Source organism: Desemzia sp. AGC72, from assembly GCF_057334175.1.
In genome coordinates this window covers 38,115-56,510 of the sequence record NZ_JBHFIG010000004.1, presented here as the reverse complement: position 1 = coordinate 56,510, position 18,396 = coordinate 38,115, and the positions used below count along the sequence as shown (strand labels likewise).

General features: G+C 36.8%; 17 protein-coding genes and 1 riboswitch. Of the genes, 8 read left to right on the top strand and 9 right to left on the bottom strand.

Going from position 1 to position 18,396, the window contains the following annotated elements:
• Positions 1-171 precede the first annotated feature (171 nt).
• Positions 172-1,017, top strand: a complete 846-nt coding sequence (locus ACE025_RS02875; protein WP_485937288.1) for an undecaprenyl-diphosphate phosphatase — start codon at positions 172-174, stop codon at positions 1,015-1,017.
• Positions 1,018-1,080: 63 nt separating this feature from the next.
• Here ACE025_RS02875 and ACE025_RS02870 read toward each other — a convergent pair whose 3' ends face one another.
• Positions 1,081-2,430 carry an aspartate kinase gene (locus tag ACE025_RS02870; protein ID WP_485937286.1) on the bottom strand — a complete coding sequence of 450 codons (1,350 nt, stop codon included), beginning with the start codon at positions 2,428-2,430 and terminating at the stop codon, positions 1,081-1,083.
• A gap of 193 nt (positions 2,431-2,623) precedes the next feature.
• On the opposite strand from ACE025_RS02870, the gene ACE025_RS02865 reads away from it, so the two are divergent.
• The 3 genes from ACE025_RS02865 (at position 2,624) to ACE025_RS02855 (ending at position 4,633) form a co-directional block, all read left to right on the top strand.
• Positions 2,624-3,052 carry a DUF4828 domain-containing protein gene (locus tag ACE025_RS02865; protein ID WP_485937284.1) on the top strand — a complete coding sequence of 143 codons (429 nt, stop codon included), beginning with the start codon at positions 2,624-2,626 and terminating at the stop codon, positions 3,050-3,052.
• Between the two features lie 81 nt (positions 3,053-3,133).
• Complete coding sequence (locus ACE025_RS02860) at positions 3,134-3,838, top strand: hydrolase (protein ID WP_485937282.1); 705 nt, start codon at positions 3,134-3,136, stop codon at positions 3,836-3,838.
• A gap of 165 nt (positions 3,839-4,003) precedes the next feature.
• Entirely contained in the window at positions 4,004-4,633 is a 630-nt protein-coding gene (locus ACE025_RS02855; RefSeq protein WP_485937280.1) for a DsbA family oxidoreductase, read from the top strand.
• Between the two features lie 62 nt (positions 4,634-4,695).
• Here ACE025_RS02855 and ACE025_RS02850 read toward each other — a convergent pair whose 3' ends face one another.
• The 5 genes from ACE025_RS02850 to glgB all read right to left on the bottom strand — a co-directional run bounded on the left by ACE025_RS02850 (position 4,696) and on the right by glgB (position 13,012).
• On the bottom strand, positions 4,696-7,107 hold the full coding sequence (locus tag ACE025_RS02850; RefSeq protein WP_485937278.1) for a glycogen/starch/alpha-glucan phosphorylase: 2,412 nt from the start codon (positions 7,105-7,107) through the stop codon (positions 4,696-4,698).
• 132 nt (positions 7,108-7,239) lie between these two features.
• Positions 7,240-8,676 carry a glycogen synthase GlgA gene (gene glgA, locus ACE025_RS02845; protein WP_485937276.1) on the bottom strand — a complete coding sequence of 479 codons (1,437 nt, stop codon included), beginning with the start codon at positions 8,674-8,676 and terminating at the stop codon, positions 7,240-7,242.
• 2 nt (positions 8,677-8,678) lie between these two features.
• On the bottom strand, positions 8,679-9,845 hold the full coding sequence (gene glgD / locus ACE025_RS02840) for a glucose-1-phosphate adenylyltransferase subunit GlgD (protein WP_485937274.1): 1,167 nt from the start codon (positions 9,843-9,845) through the stop codon (positions 8,679-8,681).
• Positions 9,832-10,980, bottom strand: coding sequence for a glucose-1-phosphate adenylyltransferase (locus ACE025_RS02835; RefSeq protein ID WP_485937272.1), 1,149 nt, complete (start codon positions 10,978-10,980; stop codon positions 9,832-9,834). Before ACE025_RS02835 ends, glgD begins: the two co-directional genes overlap by 14 nt.
• A 106-nt stretch (positions 10,981-11,086) precedes the next feature.
• Positions 11,087-13,012, bottom strand: coding sequence for a 1,4-alpha-glucan branching protein GlgB (gene glgB / locus ACE025_RS02830; RefSeq protein ID WP_485937270.1), 1,926 nt, complete (start codon positions 13,010-13,012; stop codon positions 11,087-11,089).
• A 331-nt stretch (positions 13,013-13,343) separates the two neighbouring features.
• Here glgB and ACE025_RS02825 point away from each other — a divergent pair, with 331 nt between their 5' ends.
• Genes ACE025_RS02825 through ACE025_RS02815 form a run of 3 tightly spaced genes read left to right on the top strand, consistent with a single transcriptional unit; the run spans position 13,344 to position 15,623 of the window.
• Positions 13,344-13,955: an NfeD family protein gene (locus tag ACE025_RS02825; protein WP_485937268.1), complete on the top strand. Its 612-nt coding sequence runs from the start codon at positions 13,344-13,346 to the stop codon at positions 13,953-13,955.
• The gene (gene floA, locus ACE025_RS02820; RefSeq protein WP_485937266.1) at positions 13,948-14,937 is read left to right on the top strand and encodes a flotillin-like protein FloA; all 990 of its coding nucleotides are present in this window, start codon (positions 13,948-13,950) and stop codon (positions 14,935-14,937) included. Before ACE025_RS02825 ends, floA begins: the two co-directional genes overlap by 8 nt.
• Positions 14,937-15,623, top strand: coding sequence for a hypothetical protein (locus tag ACE025_RS02815; RefSeq protein WP_485937264.1), 687 nt, complete (start codon positions 14,937-14,939; stop codon positions 15,621-15,623). The genes floA and ACE025_RS02815 overlap by 1 nt, the downstream gene beginning before the upstream one ends.
• An 80-nt stretch (positions 15,624-15,703) precedes the next feature.
• On the opposite strand, the gene ACE025_RS02810 is transcribed toward ACE025_RS02815, so the two are convergent.
• From ACE025_RS02810 to ACE025_RS02800, 3 genes are all read right to left on the bottom strand, one after another.
• A complete protein-coding gene (locus tag ACE025_RS02810; RefSeq protein ID WP_485937262.1) occupies positions 15,704-16,243 on the bottom strand; it encodes an ECF transporter S component in 540 nt (179 codons plus the stop codon).
• The gene (locus ACE025_RS02805) at positions 16,233-16,643 is read right to left on the bottom strand and encodes a DUF4430 domain-containing protein (protein ID WP_485937260.1); all 411 of its coding nucleotides are present in this window, start codon (positions 16,641-16,643) and stop codon (positions 16,233-16,235) included. Before ACE025_RS02805 ends, ACE025_RS02810 begins: the two co-directional genes overlap by 11 nt.
• Before the next feature lie 90 nt (positions 16,644-16,733).
• Positions 16,734-16,877: riboswitch (adenosylcobalamin (AdoCbl) riboswitch) on the bottom strand.
• A complete protein-coding gene (locus ACE025_RS02800; protein ID WP_485937476.1) occupies positions 16,859-17,461 on the bottom strand; it encodes a cob(I)yrinic acid a,c-diamide adenosyltransferase in 603 nt (200 codons plus the stop codon). It overlaps the preceding riboswitch by 19 nt.
• A gap of 273 nt (positions 17,462-17,734) precedes the next feature.
• Between ACE025_RS02800 and ACE025_RS02795 the strand changes: the two genes are divergently transcribed.
• Positions 17,735-18,289: an NADPH-dependent FMN reductase gene (locus tag ACE025_RS02795; RefSeq protein ID WP_485937258.1), complete on the top strand. Its 555-nt coding sequence runs from the start codon at positions 17,735-17,737 to the stop codon at positions 18,287-18,289.
• Positions 18,290-18,396 lie beyond the last annotated feature (107 nt).

Genomic DNA, 18,396 nt, shown 5'->3' with positions numbered 1-18,396 from the left:
AATAGTATACCAAAAAAACGTTTTCTTATCAAGATTCTATTCAATCCAACTGGATAAAGTTTCATTATCTACCGTCTATTTGTGATTATCTTTTTTTAAAATGAGATATTTTTCTAAATTTATGGATTCCTTTATCAAAATTCGTTATACTTATTTTTGTTATGCAAATTTTTGACTGGAAAGGAGTCGATCACTATTATTTTTGAAATTTTAAAAGCTGTATTCTTAGGCATTGTCGAAGGTATCACAGAGTGGCTGCCTATCAGTAGCACAGGCCATATGATCTTAGTAGATGAATTTATTAAACTGGATGTATCTCCAGCATTTATGGAGATGTTCTTAGTAGTTATTCAATTAGGGGCTATCTTAGCTGTCGTTCTTATTTATTTTAATAAGTTGAACCCTTTTGCTCCTAGTAAGTCAACACAAGAGAAAAAGGATACGATGTCTATTTGGTATAAAGTTGTGATTGGAGTTATCCCGGCTGGTGTCACAGGGGTGCTGTTAGATGGTTGGATAAACAAACATCTATTTAATTACCAAACGGTCGCTATCATGTTGATTGTTTACGGGGTCTTGTTTATCGTTGTTGAAAATCGCAATAAAAACCGTAAAGCTACTACTGAAACTTTTGCTGACCTAACTTATAAAACAGCATTCTTAATCGGTATATTCCAAGTTCTTTCTTTAGTACCTGGTACTTCTCGTTCAGGAGCTACTATTATAGGAGCGATCTTATTGGGGACATCTCGTTTTGTAGCAGCGGAATTCTCGTTTTTCATGTCTATCCCGATCATGTTTGGAGCGAGTTTGTTGAAACTTAAAGACTTCGGATTAAATTTTACCGGACCTGAGATCACTATTTTATTGACAGGGATGATCGTTGCTTTTGTCGTTTCAATCATCGCTATCAAGTTCTTAATGAAATACATTAAAAACAATGATTTTAAAGCTTTTGGCTGGTATAGAATCGTATTAGGGATTTTAGTATTAACTTATTTCATCTTTTTTTCCTAATTAAATCAAAGCTTCTCAAAAACGGACTAAGATTCCTTCTTAGTCCGTTTTTTCTCATCATTTTTAATTAAAAAAAGCATGATAAAGGGCTTTAACTGCTTTATCTTCATCTTTTTGCTGAATTCCGAACATCACACTATTTTCAGAAGCGCCTTGGTTGACCATATCGATATTGATACTTTGATCTTTAAAAGCTTTAGCAGCAGTCGCCATAGTACCAATCTGATCTCTCATGCCTTCACCCACTAACATAATCAACGCTACACCATGCTCGATTTTTACATTTTCTACGTAGAGCTGTTCTTTCAATGCTGTAATCAAGGCTTCTTCAATCCTTGGAGATACTTGTTCTTCTCTCAAAACTAACGTCATGTTATCAATCCCAGAGGGTGTATGCTCATAACTCAATCCGTAAGTCTCTAATAATTGCAGTACTTTACGTCCAAAACCAATTTCTCGGTTCATCAAATATTTTTCAATGTAAATGTTCATAAATCCGCTGGAACTAGCTATTCCAATAATAGGTGGATGTTGTTTAGTATGTTCTTTAGTAATCCTGGTTCCTGGGGCACTAGGATTATTGGTATTTTTGATTACAACAGGAATTCCTTTTTTAAAAGCAGGCTCTAAAGCTTCATCATGCAGTACAGAAAAACCTGCATAAGACAGTTCACGCATTTCACGATATGTCAGCTCAGCTACTGGCATAGGGTTTTCTACTATCGCTGGATTAGCTGCGAAAATAGCATCTACATCTGTAAAATTTTCATACAAATCAGCATTCACACCGCTTGCCAAAATAGCTCCAGTAATATCTGAACCTCCTCTTGAAAAAGTACAAATTCTGCCATCAAGGGTATATCCAAAAAATCCTGGAAAAACAATGACCTCTTCTCTTTCGCGTAATTTCATGAGTTTTTCATAACTCTCAGGTAATATCCGCGCGTTGTGAGACTCGTTAGTAACCAACAAACCCGCTTCTTTTGGACTTATGTAACTAGCAGGTATACCTTCTTGATTCAAATAAGCAGCCACCAGCTTAGCATTGTTGTCCTCTCCGCTAGCTTTGAATGCGTCTAAGTAATAATCTGGATTGGTTTTATCTCCAGCTATTAATTGGTTCACATAAGATTTGATCGTATCCATCACATCTTCACTAAGAGAAAGTTCATCAGCTATCTCTTGATACCTTTGAACAATCTTGTTCATTTCTAATGAGTAATCTTGATCATGCAAAGATTTTTCAGCAAGAGCAATCAGCAGATCAGTCACTTTTTCATCACCCGGATGTCTCTTTCCCGGTGCTGATACGACAATGATTTTACGTTTAGTATCTTCCTTGATTATCTGTCCTACTTTTCTTAATTGCTGTGCTGAAGCCAAGGAACTTCCGCCAAATTTAACGACATTCATTTTTCATCACAACCTTCTTCTATTTTTTAAATGTCACCCTGTTTAAGAAACTATTACGATTTTGTTATTCTCTAAAAATACATCTAAAGTCTCTATATATTCCAGAAAAAAAGGACTATAATAAACTGGTGAATGAGAGAAATGGATTTGTTTATCATAGTACCATGAAACTACAAACCCTTTCTACTATTGGATGAATTATTTATTACAGATAAAGGGGATTGTGTTGATGAGTCGGCGAAAAGTATTTACTTATTTATTAGGTGTTTCTTTTATTGCAGGAATTGCGCGTGAAACGCTACGGAAAAAAAATCGGAAATCAGCGTCTGTTGAAGATTCTTTGATTACAGATTTTGTGGGTACCTGGTCTTTTGCTGACTCACTATCTTCTCAAAATAAAACTTTAACAATTGACGATCAAAGTCAGTTATTTATCAATAAAAAACCAGTTCAAGGTTCTATAGCTCATTTAAATAAACAAAAGCTCGTCTTTATAGACCACTATGGATATGAATTAGTGTTTCGCTTAGTGAATGATGAAACATTGACTTTATTCGATTCTGCAGATGATAAAAAATATACTCTGACATTATTGTCTAATAACCCACCTTCTTTTCAATAAAAAAACAAATTTTTATTGCTCTTTTCTTCAAAATCAGTTTTAATTTAAAAGAGCTTATTAGATTAAAGGAGGTAACACACTATGGCCCGTTATAAAAATAATATCCCTTCTGTTATTACAGACTTAAGACATGATACGGTAGACGTTCCATCGGTTATTACTAAATGCAGCGGCATCAACATCAATGGGAGAAAATTAAAATCGTTTATTTTTACAACGGATATTTCTATTATTTGTAATACTGATGCAGATGCTGTTATTGCAGTGTATCCTTTTACTCCTCACCCTGCTATTATCCAAGCCATTTCTTCAGTAGCTTCCATTCCTGTGATAGCTGGTGTAGGCGGTGGGCTAACCCATGGAATCCGGTCAGCAAATATTAGTTTGTTTGCTGAATCTCTAGGAGCCATCAGTGTTGTAGTGAATGCTCCAACTCCATTAGAGACCATTCAACAAATCAACGATGTGATCGATATCCCGATTGTGATCACAATTGTTTCTGAATATACGGATATTCAAGAAAAATTAGATGCTGGTGTAGATATTCTTAATGTAAGTGGTGGTCTAAAAACTGCTGCTATCGTAAGAAGTATTCGTAAAACACATCCAAATATTCCCATCATAGCAACAGGTGGTCCTACTGAGGAGAGCATTTTAGAAACGATCGAAGCAGGAGCCAATGCCATTACCTACAGTCCTCCTTCCAACGGTGAATTGTTCAAACGAAAAATGGATAAATACCGTAAGCAAGAAGAAAACAATTATATTGAAGAAGAAAACCTGTAGTTTATTGGTCTGGGAACATCAATATACAAAAATGACTCGTCAGCGAAGTATCTCTTTTACAAAGGGGCTTCGCTATTTTTTTATTTTCTTTAGAAGAGTTGAAATAAGTTCTTAATTCCTGTAGGATAATCATACTGGTAAAAAGTAAGTAAAAGGAGAATAGATATGAAAATAGATATTTGGTCAGATTTTGTTTGTCCATTCTGTTATATTGGTAAAAGACATATTGAAGAAGCAACTAAAGGAATGGGAGATATTACTATTGAATACCATAGTTTTCAACTAGATCCCACTGCTCCTGAAAAATACGATGGATCTATGAAAGAGTATTTTGCAGAAAATAAAGGAATGAGTACTGAGCAAGCAGAATCCATGATTCAACAAGTCACCAGTATGGCAAACACTGCTGGCTTAGATTTCCATTATGAAACAGTTCAACACGGCAATACTGTAAAACCGCATCGCCTATTCCAATATGCTAAAACGCAAAATAAAGGAAACGAGTTTATGGAAGTGGCTAAAGAAGCTTATTTTGTCCAAGGAGAGTGGTTGAACAGCAACGATACGCTGTTGGCTCTTGCTGAAAAAGCGGGCTTAAATAGAAAAAAAGCTGAAGAAGTCATTGAGTCATCGGATTATTTAACTGCCATGACCGAAGACATATCCGCTGCTCAACAAATAGGCGTACAAGGCGTTCCCTTCTTTGTCATAGACGGCAAATATGGAATCAGCGGGGCTCAACCTGTAGAATCCTTTAAACAAATCCTGACTGAGATCAAAACCAAAGCCGAATAATTTTGCTAAAAACCCCGCATCCATTCCTCTGATTGAGAGCTGATGCGGGGTTTTATGTGTTGTTAAGATAGTTCAATTTCAGGCATTTGCGAATCTATTTTCCATATTTCATCCGCGTAACGCATAATGGTAAAGTCTGCTGAGAATGGTCCGGAATTCGCAATATTCCATAAAGATTTTCGATACCAAGCTTGTTTATCCTGGTAGAGCTCATCGACTTCTCTTTGAACAGAAATATACTCTTCGAAATCTTTCAAGACGAAGTATTCATCATTATATTGAACTAAAGAATCAAAAATAACTCTTCCTTCTTCTTGGATGTCTGGTATTGTTCCATCAATCAATGTATTCAACACCTTAATCAGTCTTGGATTGGATTCAAATATCTGGCGGGAAGAATACGTTCCATTTTCATAGTATTCATATACTTCTTGAGAAGTTAGTCCAAATAAGAAAATATTTTCCTCCCCAACGTAATTTCGAATTTCAACATTAGCCCCGTCTAAAGTTGCTACTGTCAGAGCACCGTTTGCCATCAATTTCATATTACTGGTTCCTGATGCTTCTTTACTGGCTAAGGAAATTTGCTCACTGACATCGGCTGCAGGGATGATCAATTCTGCTAAGGTAACTCCATAGTTTTCTACAAAAACGACTTTCAACTTATCACCGATATCTGGATCGTTATTGACTAATTCAGCAATCGCGTTGATCAGCTTGATGATTTGTTTAGCATACAAATAACTTGGAGCTGCTTTAGCTCCGAAAATAAAGACACGTGGTTGAATAGCTGCATTGGGGTTTTCTTTGATCTCTAAATACCTGGAAATGATATGCAAAGCATTGAGCAGCTGGCGTTTATAAGCATGCAATCGTTTGATTTGAACATCAAAAATAGCGTTTGGATCAATGGTTATATTCATTTTCTCTTTAACATATCGAGCAAAACGTTGTTTATTTCTCAACTTAACCTCTTCCAGCTGTTTCAATGTCTCATCATCATTGACAAATCCTTTTAATATAGTTAATTCACTAGGTTTCTTCTTCCATGCGGTTCCGATCTTTTCATCAATCAGCTGAGTCAACTCTTCATTAGCTAGTTGCAGCCAACGGCGTTGTGTAATCCCGTTGGTTTTGTTATTGAACCTTGTCGGATACATTTCATAGAAAGGCTTTAAAACTTCATTCTTTAAAATAGTAGTATGCAATTGAGCAACACCATTCACACTATGGCTTCCAATAATTGCCATATGTGCCATATTGACTACACCGTCTCTGATTATAGCTGTTTGATAAGTCAACTCTTCACCATAGAGAGGTAATTTCTTTTCAATATGTCTTCGATTGATTTCTTCGATAATTTGATAAATACGTGGAACTTCGTCTTTTAGCATGTCTATAGGCCATTTTTCCATTGCTTCTTGCATAATCGTATGGTTCGTATAACTCATGACTTTTTTACAACTTTCCCACGCTTGTTCCCACGTCAATTGTTCTTCATCAATCAGAATACGAATAAATTCTGGGATACATAAAACAGGATGAGTGTCGTTGATATGAATCGCTACTTTTTCTGCAATCATCGTCATTGGCAGCTGCAGCTTTTTATAGTAGCGAACAATACTTTGGATCCCCGCAGAACATAAGAAGTATTCTTGTCTCAAACGCAAGATTCGACCCTCATAATTGGAATCATCCGGGTACAACACTTCCGTTAGCTGATTGACTTCTTGTTGAGCCGCAATACTTGAGTAATGTACATAGTCTTCAGGCGGAATTTCAGCGGACCACAAACGTAAATTATTGACCAGCTCATTTTGATAACCAATCATGGCCGTATCATAAGGGACAGCTAAAATCGTTCGTGTATTTTCATAGACTGGGATGAGTTTCCCTTCTTGTTCTGTCATATAAACGTGTCCACCAAAACGAACATTTACGGCTTTATTTTCTTTGCGTACTTCCCAAACATTTCCATTGCGCAGCCAATTATCAGGAACTTCAACTTGATGCCCTTCAATAAACCGTTGTTGAAAAAGACCATACTTGTACCGAATCCCGCTTCCAGATCCTGGAATACCTAAAGAGGCAATAGAGTCCATAAAACAGGAAGCTAAACGCCCCAAACCGCCATTACCTAAGGCAGGGTCTTCTTCTGCTTGAACGATGGATTGAAAATCCAGTCCAATATCTTCTACCCCTTCTCTGACAACATCTAAAATCCCTAAATTAAGTAAATTACTTTTCAGCATTCGTCCCGGCAAAAATTCCATTGAGAAGTAGTATAGTTGCTTTACTTGCTGTTTTTCATATTCTGTTTTAGTTCGACTCCAATTTTCACCGGCAAACCCTTTGACAAAAGCTCCAAGTGCATTATACAACTGGAATGGAGAAGCTTCTTCTACGTTTAAGCCGTACATCCCTTTTACAACTCTTTCATATTCTTTTTTAAACTCTTCTACTTGCAGTGACATTTAATATCCCCCTTAAAAGGCCCAAGAAACTAGTGTTACAGTCGTTTGCGTTTTTATCGTCAATGATAAGACAATAGGCTAAACCAAAATTTGGTCCAGCCTGTTATCTCATTCTTTCTTTTAAACTGTCACTTAAGATTCACTGATTTCGCGGTAGCAGTCTAAATAAATTTGGCTAGACTTTTCCCAACTGAAATCTTTTTGCATTGCTTGTCGTACTAATTTTTTCCACTGTTCAGGATATTCAAAGTAAGTATTTAATGCGCGATCTATCGTTTCCAACATAATTTGGCTGGAATAGCCTGAAAAACTAAATCCAGTTCCCTCACCAGTAAAAGCGTTGTAAGGGTCAACAGTATCTTTCAATCCCCCAGTTTCATGCACGATCGGTAATGTTCCGTAGCGAAGCGAATTCAATTGAGATAACCCGCACGGTTCAAAGGCAGACGGCATGATAAACATGTCGCTTCCTGCATAGATGAGCTGAGCTAATTCGACATCAAAATCAATGATGGCTTTGAATTTTTCTGGATATGCCCAGTTGTAATGTTTACAGGCGTCTTCTAGATGGCTTTCTCCGGTTCCCAATATAATGATCTGAAGCTCACGGTTCATTAACTCTTCCATTTTTTCTATCAACAAATGGACTCCTTTTTGTTCCGTAAGCCTGCTGACCATAGCCATGACAGGAATTTTTTCGTTCACTGGCAACCCAACTTTTTCTTGCAAGACCATTTTATTTACCAGTTTGCCGCTAGGATCCTCAATTGAAAAATGCTCTGCTACATGTTCATCTGCTTCAGGATCAAACACATCGTAGTCGATACCGTTTAAAATTCCCTTGATTTTATACTTGTTATCTCTTAAAACGCCATCCAAGCCCATTCCGAATTCATCTGTTTGGATTTCATTCGCATAGGTTGGACTGACGGTTGTGACGATATCTGAATAGTAGATTCCGCCTTTTAAGAAATTGACATTGCCATAAAACTCAAGACCATTCATATGAAAAGCATTGTATCCTATATCAAACCAGTCAGATAACACCAATTGATCAAAGATACCTTGAAACTGCATATTATGAATCGTCAACATTGTTTTTATCGATTGATACTTTTCAATCCAGCCGTATTTATCTTTTAATAATACAGGAATCATTGCCGTATGGTAATCATTGACATGCAAAACATCAGGAATAAAGTCGATTTTTTCCAGCATTTCAATAATCGCTTGAGAAAAGAACGCAAAACGTTCGCCGTCATCGTCAAAACCATAAATTCCGGGTCGATCAAAATAATAGAGATTATCGATGAAATAGTAAACTACACCATCACTTTCTAATTTTTTGATTCCGCAAAATTGATTTCGCCAGCCGACTTTCACTTCGAATTGACACACATCTTCTAGCTGTTCCTTGTACTTTTTCGGTAAAGAAGTATAAAAAGGCAGCACAACTCGAATATCTACTCCTTGTTTCTTCAATACTTTTGGCAATGCGCCCGCTACATCTCCTAAACCGCCTGTTTTATAAAAAGGAGCACATTCTGCTGAAGCAAATAAAACTTTCATTTTTATGCTCCTTTCATTTCATTCAGTACACTGCCTTTTTCTACTACTAATGGTTGTTCAGGAGTACCTATTAACCTTACTCCCGGAGCTATAGTAACATTCTTGTCTAAAATAACATATTCCAACTGAGCTCCTTCGCCAATTTTACAACCTTGCATGACAATGGAATTCTTAACTATAGCATTTTCACCTACTTTAACTTTTCGGAAAACAATCGTGTTTATAACTTCTCCAGCAATAAAGCAATCTGTAGCAATTTGGACATTTGATACTTTACTTTCTGGCGCGTAAAATGTGGGTGCTCCATTTCTTGCCCGCGTAATAACAGGCAAATTGCGGAAGAATAATGAATTGTAATTATCTTCATCCAACATATCCATATTGGCCTGATAATAACTTAAAACACTATCAATATATTTTAAATAGCCAGTATACTCAAACCCAACTACTTTATCCCCTTTTTCTAAAGCTAGACCAACCATTAGACCCAGTCCATGTCTTTCTTGTCTTTCTTCTAACAAATCTAAATAGTACAAGAACTTTTCTGAACTTAAAATTGTAATACCGGTTTGGATCGCTAATTTTTCAGCGCCTTTATCCATTTGTTCCGTTACTGGAGACAACCCAGTAATCACCGCTGTATCAGATTCAATTGTGTAGCATTTCAAGTCTGAATCAACAGGTATTTCCTCCGATGGAATGTTCTTATATACTACAGTAATATCTGCATCATGTTCTTGATGATATCGAAGTACAGAATGAAGGTTGATGTTGCATAACATCTTGCTTCCGCCAATAACTACATATTCAGCTAAAGATTTCTTTACATAATTTCTTTGATCTTCATAATAGGTAAGATTATTTCCCTCACGTGCTGCAGTTTCTTTTAAATCTAACTGTGAATGGGTGAATACTCCTCCTCCAATAGTAGAGTCAAGCCCCCATTCATAACCACTTCGAATGTGATCATACAATGAGTGACCACTTCCTGAAATGAATAAAGATGCGGAAGTCGCTTCCGCATTATGCAGAGCCGTAAACGGAAAATCAATCAATCTATATCTGCTCGCAAAAGGTAAAGCAGCTATTGGTCGCTTTTTTGTTAAGGGATGCAGCTTGCTTCCGTCTTCAACTAAATTCAATATGGCACAAAAACTATTTCTCATCATCTTTAAGTCCTCCTATCTCCTCAGAATAACCTAAAACAGCTATATCCTTCTCTTTACCGATCAATTCAGCTCCGTCATGTAATTTCGCGTTTTCGCCCACAATAGCACGTTCGATCGTTACGTTTTCCCCAATCGTTACATTAGACATAATAAAGCTGTCTTTGACCACAGATCCTTTTCCTACTTTTACATTATGAGACAGAATGGAATGATTTATTTCACCTGCTACATAGCAACCGTCTACGATCATAGAATTTGTCACTTTAGAATCCTGAGTCAAGAATTGTGGCGGAGAATCTGGATTTTTAGAATAAATCCGCCAGTTCTCATCACGAATATTCAAAGCGTGATCTGGATCAAGAAACTCCATGTTTGCTTGCCATAAACTTTCGATCGTTCCTACATCTTTCCAATAATCTCTAAAGGCATAAGCATAAATATCTTCGCTGTTTCGTAAGTAAGCCGGGATAACATGCATACCGAAGTCTTCCATAGTGCGATTTTTAGCTTGATTGTCCATTAAATACTGCTTCAAGCGTGGCCAATCAAAGATGTAAATTCCCATTGAAGCTAAATTGCTTTTTGGATTTTCTGGTTTTTCTTGAAATTCAATGATTCTTCCAGATTTATCTGTATTCATTAACCCAAAACGAGAAGCTTCTTCCCATTCTACTGGAATAACTCCAACTGTTAGAGCAGCTTTCTTTTCTTTATGGAAATCCAGCATTTTTTGATAATCCATTTTATAGATGTGATCTCCGGAAAGTACTAGTAAGTATTCTGGTTCGTATCTATCAATAAATCCAATGTTTTGGTAAATAGCGTGTGCTGTTCCTTTGAACCATTTTTCTCCGTCCACATTAGTATACGGTTGTAAGATAGTGGCTCCTCCATCATGTGTGTTTAGTCCCCAAGAGTCACCATTTCCAACATGAGCATTCAGCTCCAAGGGTTGGTATTGAGTTACAACCCCAACACTTTTGATTCCTGAGTTTGCACAGTTACTTAATGCAAAATCGATGATTCGGTATTTCCCACCAAACGGTACTGCAGGCTTAGCAATTTCTTTGGTTAATTTACCTAGACGTGAGCCTTGGCCCCCAGCTAAGATCATAGCAACGATTTCTTTTTTCATCTGTATACGGAAGTTAAACTACAATTAACTTCCTCTACCCTCCCTCGGTAATATAGTAACTGTAATGTATTTCAAATCAAAATGATTTGCTGTAAAAATTGAATATTTATTCTTTTGGCACTTTAAATACTCTTTTTGGCTTTAAAATCAGCACACTCATCGCCGGAACAATTAGGTTTAATGAAAACTCTTGATGATTCCATGTTTTCTTCTCTGTTTTGAGAACTCCTTGGCCTTTTGTCCAAGTGCCTCCTAATGATTCCATCTCCGTGTTTAATATTTCTTCATATTGACCTTCAAATGGAACTCCAACTCGATAATTATGCTTTTCAATTGGAACAAAATTGCATATGACAATCAAAAAGTCTCTTGGTTTTTTTCCTTTACGAATAAATGTCATGATGGATTCTTCTGCATTATCAGCATCCAAAATTTGAATTCCTCTTGGATCATGATCCAGTTCCCATAAAGCTCGATGATCTTTATAAAGTTGATTTAATGTACGTGTAAAATTCAAGTGTTTTTGATTCATTGGATCGGATAAACTTTCCCATTCAAGAGAGTCGTCAAACTTCCATTCTAGAAATTGTCCAAATTCATTCCCCATAAAGCCTAATTTTTTTCCAGGATGAGTCATGCGATAAGCCTCCAACACACGCAACCCGGCAAATTGGTTGTAACGGTCCCCATACATTTTATGCATCAACGATTTCTTACCATGGACAACTTCATCATGAGAAAAAGGAAGCAAGTAATTTTCGTTAAACATATACATAAAAGAAAAAGTTAATAAGTTGAAGTGATTTTTGCGGTGTATTGGATCCATTTCGAAGAATCTTAAGGTGTCGTTCATCCAGCCCATGTTCCATTTGTAATTGAAACCCAATCCGCCTTCTTCAATAGAACCTGTTACTTTTTCCCAAGCCGTACTTTCTTCTGCAATCATCAACATTTCCGGATGACGGTCGAATATAATTTTATTTAACTTTTGTATAAAACTTACGCCTTCTCGATTGTGGTTGCTTCCATCTTCATTAGGCGTCCACTCCCCTTCATCGTAATCCAGATAAAGCATATTTGAGACAGCATCCACTCTTAAACCGTCTAAATGAAATTGCTCTATCCAGAAGAGAGCATTGGATATTAAAAAACTGTGTACTTGAGGTTTCCCCAAATCAAAGTTTAAAGTTCCCCAGCGGTAGTTTTGAGCTTTGTTGTAATCTTTGTATTCATACTGCGGCGTACCATCAAAATACGCCATACCATAATCATTTTTATTGTAATGACTAGGCACCCAATCCATCAAAACACCGATATTGGCTAGATGAGCAGCTTCAACAAAATCTTGCATCTCTTCTATTGTCCCAAATTTGGAAGAAAAAGCGAAGTATCCAGTAGCTTGATACCCCCAAGAAGCATCTAACGGATGTTCCATCAAAGGTAAAAACTCAATATGTGTATAGCCATTTTCTTTTACATATGGAATCAGCTCGGCTTGCAATTCAGGAATGCTGAACCAGCTTCCATCCGGATGCCTATTCCAAGAGCTCATATGTACTTCATAAATATTCAATGGACGCTCGTGCGCAGGAAACCGTTTCTTGTTTGCCATCCAAAGTCCATCACGCCATTTTTTCTGCGGCAACTCTCTTATAACTGATGCCTCTTTTGGGCGAACTTCGAACTCAAATGCTTGGGGATCAATTTTTAGTTTTACTGTACCATCTTGTTGCTCGATACGATATTTATAAGGTTGTCCTTCTTTAGCTGTTTCACAAAAAACAGTCCACATTTCTGTGTCATCTATTTTTTCCAGCGGTTTTCCCATATTCCAATCTGTACAATCACTCACTAAGGAGACTGTCTTAGCATGAGGTGCCCAGACCGTAAACCGATACCCTTCGTGTCCATCATTTAATTCTTTATGACATCCTAATGAATAATAGCAATCATAATACTTGCCCGTATTGAATAAATAACTTTCCTTCTTAAAACGTGTAAGGTCAAATTGATTTATTGTATGATTTTCCATATTGACACCTCTTCCTTAATAACATCTACATTTTAATCATATTATCATTTAAACACTATTTTTACATCCTTATTTTAATAATATGACTACTTTTTTTAATCCTGTTGCCTCTTCAACTATACCACTACCTTTTTGAAAATGCTTTTAAAGACACTTTTAGATGAATACAAGATTACTTTTGATTTTTTCTGTTCCAGTGTATGCGATTTTTGTCTAAATAGTGTCTATTAGAATACTTTAATGGTAGAATAAAGGTAAGAACCTGTTTTCTCATAGTTCGATCGGAACCATCCATATTAAGAAAGATTTTCTTATGAAAGGAGGTATTTCCATGTTAAATATTGTACTTCTATCGATTGGATTTTTAGGATTGGTCATTGCGGCTTTAACTCCTCGTTCAACAATTGGCGGAGCAGTTTCGTTAGCCAGTTTTTCTGCTTATTTTTTCTTGAATGAGCATACTGAATGGTATACGATCATCATTTTTATTTTAGGTATTTCTTTATTGGTTTTTGAAGTGTTTATCCCTGATTTTGGAATAGCTGGCATTTTTGGTGTTTTATTGATCCTCTTTGGTTTATATCAAACTGTAGGAGATCTGGTACAAGCCGTTCGCGATTTAAGTATTGCTTTTCTTTTATCCATCGGTTTAGTGATCATCTTGGCTAAAAAAGGGTATTCCTTTGATAATTTCAGTAAATTAGTATTGACGAATAATTTAACTACTACCAGAGGATATTCAAGCAATATTGATTATTCAACCTTGCTTGGAAAAACAGGCAAAACACTTACTGCTTTAAGACCCACTGGAAAAGCGGTATTTGATGAAGTTTCATTAGATGTGTTGAGTCAAAATGAACGAATCGAAGAAAACGTACTAATAGAAGTTATTAGAGTGGAAGGTTCAAAAATAGTCGTTAGGAGAGTGATAGAAGATGAATGAAACAAGTAGTTGGATTGGTTTAGCAATAATCGCTATTATCGTTTTAGTGATTATCAGTCTATTTTTAAGATTTGTACCCGTAGGTTTATGGGTCACAGCATATTTCTCAGGAGTGAAGATTGGTATTGGAACTCTAGTTGGAATGCGTTTGAGAAGAGTTATTCCTTCTCATATCGTACGTCCTTTGATCAAGGCAACAAAAGCTGGTTTGGTTATCAATATCAATGATCTAGAAGCTCATTACTTAGCAGGTGGAGACATCAATCAAGTTATTGATGCATTAATTGCCGCTGAGAGAGCAAATATCCCTCTTAAATTTGAACAAGCAGCTGCTATCGATTTAGCAGGTCGTAACGTTTTTGAAGCCGTACAAGTGAGCGTTAACCCTAAAGTTATTGAAACTCCTTTTATCGCTGCTGTTGCTAAAAACGGGATCGAAGTTCGTGTAAAAGCTAAGGTAACGGTTCGTGCAAACATTGAACGGTTAGTCGGTGGTGCGGGAGAAGACACTATTATTGCTCGTGTCGGTGAAGGGATTGTTACCACTGTTGGTAGTTCAATAAACCATAGTGCCGTATTAGAAAATCCAGACGGTATTTCTAAAGTTATTTTAAATAAAGGTTTGGACTCTGGTACTGCTTTTGAGATTCTGTCGATTGATATCGCGGATGTTGATGTTGGACGTAACATTGGTGCTCAATTACAAACTGAACAAGCACAAGCAGACAAGAATATCGCCCAAGCTAAAGCAGAAGAAAGACGTTCAATGGCGATCGCAGAAGAACAAGAAATGCAAGCTGAGACTCAACGAATGCGTGCTCGCGTTGTAGAAGCAGAGTCTCAAGTTCCACTAGCTCTAGCAGATGCACTGAAATCTGGAAATCTTGGTGCTATGGATTATTACAACCTGAAAAATATCAATGCAGATACAGATATGAGAAGTTCAATTTCAGAAAGTTCTAAGAGAGAAAGTGATGAATAATGGACGCTTTATTTTTCATTATTATGCTGGGTCTGTTGGCATATAGCGGTGTTTTCATTTTTATCTTTTTCATTCGTGCATTCTTGCCTAAGAGTTCAGGTCAAAAAAGAAATCCTTACTCTTCTCCAAAAGTGAATACGAGCAATAGAAATCAGCAACGAGCTGATCGAAGAACCGTTGCTCCAAGAAATACGAGCAGATCTGTAACAGCTTCCAGCACTAATAGAGCTTCTGGTAAAACTCAGAGCTGGAGAGAGTTGGCGGCTGAATTTAAAGACGCGATGAATGAGCTGGAAAACACTGACACTAAACAAAAAGGCACTCAAAAACGAAACGCTCCATCCAAAAATGCTGCCTCTTCCAAAAGAAACACTGCTCAACGCAGTTACGAAGGCGGCAGCAGTTCTGAAGGTCGTTTCGGTTACGAAGGTGTTGGAAGCACCGAAGGCCGAATTGGCTATGAAGGTTCTCGCAGTTTAGAAGGAACGGCAAGTTATGAAGGCACTGAGTTCCATACTCAAGGTCATTCGATGAAAAAGACTCCTGTTGCATCAAAAAAACCTTCTAGAGATGCATACTCTGATAAACAGCCGGCTTTAAAAACCAATTTACAAAGAAACATTGTTCAAGCTGTGATTTATAAAGAAATACTTGATCAACCTAGAAGCAAACGTCCCTTTAGATAATAGCAGTTTTGTAAGATTGTATCCAACAAAAAATCAGGTCCGGAATCCCGGACCTGATTTTTTTGTTTTATTTAATAGATTTAAGCATAATAACGTTTCATCAGCTTTTTCATCAAAGGAATCAATATAGGCGCTAATATTAGATAAAATCCGCTATTGCCAAGTGCATGCAGTGTGTCAAAAGGGAATCCCGACAAATAATATGCCCAAAAATTTTGAATACCGAAAAAAGGCGCTTGTACAGCAGAAATGATAAATCCATAAATGTAGCCAGTTAAACCGGCATAGACAACCATCCAAAAAAACGGCAACCGCTCAAGTGATACGTAACGATTGATTAATCCTGTCAGAATGATGATGATTGAAAAAGAAGTTATTTGAGCAAGAGTCCATACTCCTAACCCTAAATTGATATTGGAAATCACTACGCTTAATAAAGAAACAATAAAACCGTCTTTCATTCCTAATAACATCGTGACCAATAATAAAATAACTGTTACAGGTTGGACATTCGGTAAAAATTGAAATACCAGCCGACTGACATAACACAATGTTGTGAGCATTCCCAGTAAAGCTATATGATGGACTCGCCGGATTCTAAAAGACTGATTAGTAGGCATTTAATGACCACTTCACTTCATCACCCTCTTCAAGAATATAGTCGTTTGCTCCAACAGTTGGCTGTTCATCGTTAACTGTGTATAACCAATACTTACTTTCTTTTTCAATTTGTTCATGTCCTTCGATGGAACTGACCAGACCTCCCTCTTCCACTACCTCATAGTTCTCTTTTAACGCCTCCAACACTGATTGTCCTTCTTGAACTTCAACGTCTTTAGCTAAGTCTGTGAATCCCTGTCCGTCTTCTTCAAATGAAAAAGAAACGGATATCATTGCCTCAATCGCGCTGGACTCCGTAGAGATAGTAGATGTTGAGTCTGCTTCTTGGCTGCTGCTCCCGCAGGCCGTTACTAAAAGAGCTGACGACACTAAAAGAATTAATTTGATTGAATGGACCATTTCTATTCCTCCTGATAATAAATTTTTGATTTGTTACATATAAAAAAGCTCTAAGATAGCACGATGAAAACAGCCTATTAGAACTCAAAAGAATAAAAGAGCACTTTGCCTCGAAGCCTCTTCTTTATAGGAATTATTGAAAAAAAGACCTGACTTAAAGCGATAAGCTTCTTACAGTGGCGGGACCGTGCTGGATTTACACCAACTTCCATTTTTCAATCGTCATATTTAGTTCTAGGTAAGGCTTCTTTTTTCAAATCTGTATGAAAAACGACTCCTCCACGTTCGTAAAAAGGTTCCTCTACTCCGTGTCTGTAGTTAATAACTCTAGCCAGTGCAAAGAAATAATCTGATAAACGATTGATAAAAACAGCTACTACAGGATTCACTTTTGTTTCTTTGCTCAATGCGACGACCACTCTCTCAGCCCTTCTCGTCACTGTTCGAGCTATATGTAACAATCCAGCAACAGAATCTCCACCAGGAATAATAAACTTTTCGATCGCAGGCGCTTCTTCTGCATATTGATCAATTCTCTCTTCGATCCAATCTAATAAGTCTTTTTGTACTTTATACTCCTTCAACCCTTGAGGTGTAGACAAATCAGTCCCGCAGTCAAATAAATCATGCTGTAATTTGATGAGTTCATTTTTGATCATTACATCTTCCTCACTGACTTGACTAACAATATAGCCTACTATTGAATTCAATTCATCAATGGTTCCGTAGCTTTCCACTATTGTCGAGTCTTTTGAGACCGTTCGCCCGCCAATGAGATTCGTGTTCCCGAAATCGCCTCTTTTGGTATACAATTGCATGTCGATTTCCATCCCCTTCTCAGTTTTACTGAGGTGCTATTTCAACTATAATGCATCCGTAAAAAATTGTAAATTAGATTTTGTTAAAAAAATCACAAAATATTTATTGTTTTCTAATTTCATTAAGCGACTCTGGTTTGCTTAAGCATTTTGATTTTTAATTACTTTTTATAAAATTTCTTCCTTTAAGATAGTAATTTTCCTTGTTAAATGGAAACCTATAATGGTATGATAATTTCTGTAAAACATTAACTGATGAAAGAGGTCGTTTTATTGAAAACAGTAGCCTTAGTAGGTAGTTTAAGAAAAGATTCATACAACTTAAAATTAGTAAACCATCTAGCAACAACTTACCCAGAATTAGGTATTGAAGTTGCAGAAATCGGCAATTTGCCATTCTTTAATGAAGAAATCGAAGCAAATCCTGGTCAAGAAGTGCGTGATTTCCAAGCTTTAGTAAAAGATGCTGATGCAGTAGTTATCGCTACTCCAGAATACAACGCTTCTATTCCAGCCGTATTAAAAAATGCTTTAGACTGGGTTTCTCGCTCAGGCAGAGAAATGGAAGGCAAAAAAGTTTTGATTATGGGCGCTTCAATGGGTGCTTTAGGAACAGTTAAGGCCCAAATCCATCTACGCGATATTTTAGATACGCTAGGTGTTGCTGCTTACGTTATGCCTTCAGCTGGTGGTAATGATGTATTTGTTGGTTCTGTACATGAGAAATTTGATGAAAATGGTACATTGACAGATGAATTGACGGTTAAATTTATCGACGCTATAGTGGGTCGTTTCAAAAATTTCATCAAAATCGATATCAATTTATAACCATTCACTTATATAAAAAAAGGAAAGGGACATTTCTTGTCCCCTTCCTTTTTTGTTTATTAATGAGGTATATTTGCTCCTATTAATCAAGTGAGTATTTTTGTTCA

What these genes read in the sequence shown, in the direction of transcription:
- glgA (WP_485937276.1), bottom strand. Translation starts at nt 8,676, where the DNA reads ATGAAAGTTTTATTTGCTTCAGCAGAATGTGCTCCTTTTTATAAAACA.
- ACE025_RS02825 (WP_485937268.1), top strand. Translation starts at nt 13,344, where the DNA reads ATGTTAAATATTGTACTTCTATCGATTGGATTTTTAGGATTGGTCATT.
- ACE025_RS02810 (WP_485937262.1), bottom strand. Translation starts at nt 16,243, where the DNA reads ATGCCTACTAATCAGTCTTTTAGAATCCGGCGAGTCCATCATATAGCT.
- ACE025_RS02850 (WP_485937278.1), bottom strand. Translation starts at nt 7,107, where the DNA reads ATGTCACTGCAAGTAGAAGAGTTTAAAAAAGAATATGAAAGAGTTGTA.
- ACE025_RS02855 (WP_485937280.1), top strand. Translation starts at nt 4,004, where the DNA reads ATGAAAATAGATATTTGGTCAGATTTTGTTTGTCCATTCTGTTATATT.
- ACE025_RS02865 (WP_485937284.1), top strand. Translation starts at nt 2,624, where the DNA reads ATGAATTATTTATTACAGATAAAGGGGATTGTGTTGATGAGTCGGCGA.
- glgD (WP_485937274.1), bottom strand. Translation starts at nt 9,845, where the DNA reads ATGATGAGAAATAGTTTTTGTGCCATATTGAATTTAGTTGAAGACGGA.
- glgB (WP_485937270.1), bottom strand. Translation starts at nt 13,012, where the DNA reads ATGGAAAATCATACAATAAATCAATTTGACCTTACACGTTTTAAGAAG.
- ACE025_RS02815 (WP_485937264.1), top strand. Translation starts at nt 14,937, where the DNA reads ATGGACGCTTTATTTTTCATTATTATGCTGGGTCTGTTGGCATATAGC.
- ACE025_RS02805 (WP_485937260.1), bottom strand. Translation starts at nt 16,643, where the DNA reads ATGGTCCATTCAATCAAATTAATTCTTTTAGTGTCGTCAGCTCTTTTA.
- ACE025_RS02835 (WP_485937272.1), bottom strand. Translation starts at nt 10,980, where the DNA reads ATGAAAAAAGAAATCGTTGCTATGATCTTAGCTGGGGGCCAAGGCTCA.
- ACE025_RS02800 (WP_485937476.1), bottom strand. Translation starts at nt 17,461, where the DNA reads ATGCAATTGTATACCAAAAGAGGCGATTTCGGGAACACGAATCTCATT.
- floA (WP_485937266.1), top strand. Translation starts at nt 13,948, where the DNA reads ATGAATGAAACAAGTAGTTGGATTGGTTTAGCAATAATCGCTATTATC.
- ACE025_RS02860 (WP_485937282.1), top strand. Translation starts at nt 3,134, where the DNA reads ATGGCCCGTTATAAAAATAATATCCCTTCTGTTATTACAGACTTAAGA.
- ACE025_RS02870 (WP_485937286.1), bottom strand. Translation starts at nt 2,430, where the DNA reads ATGAATGTCGTTAAATTTGGCGGAAGTTCCTTGGCTTCAGCACAGCAA.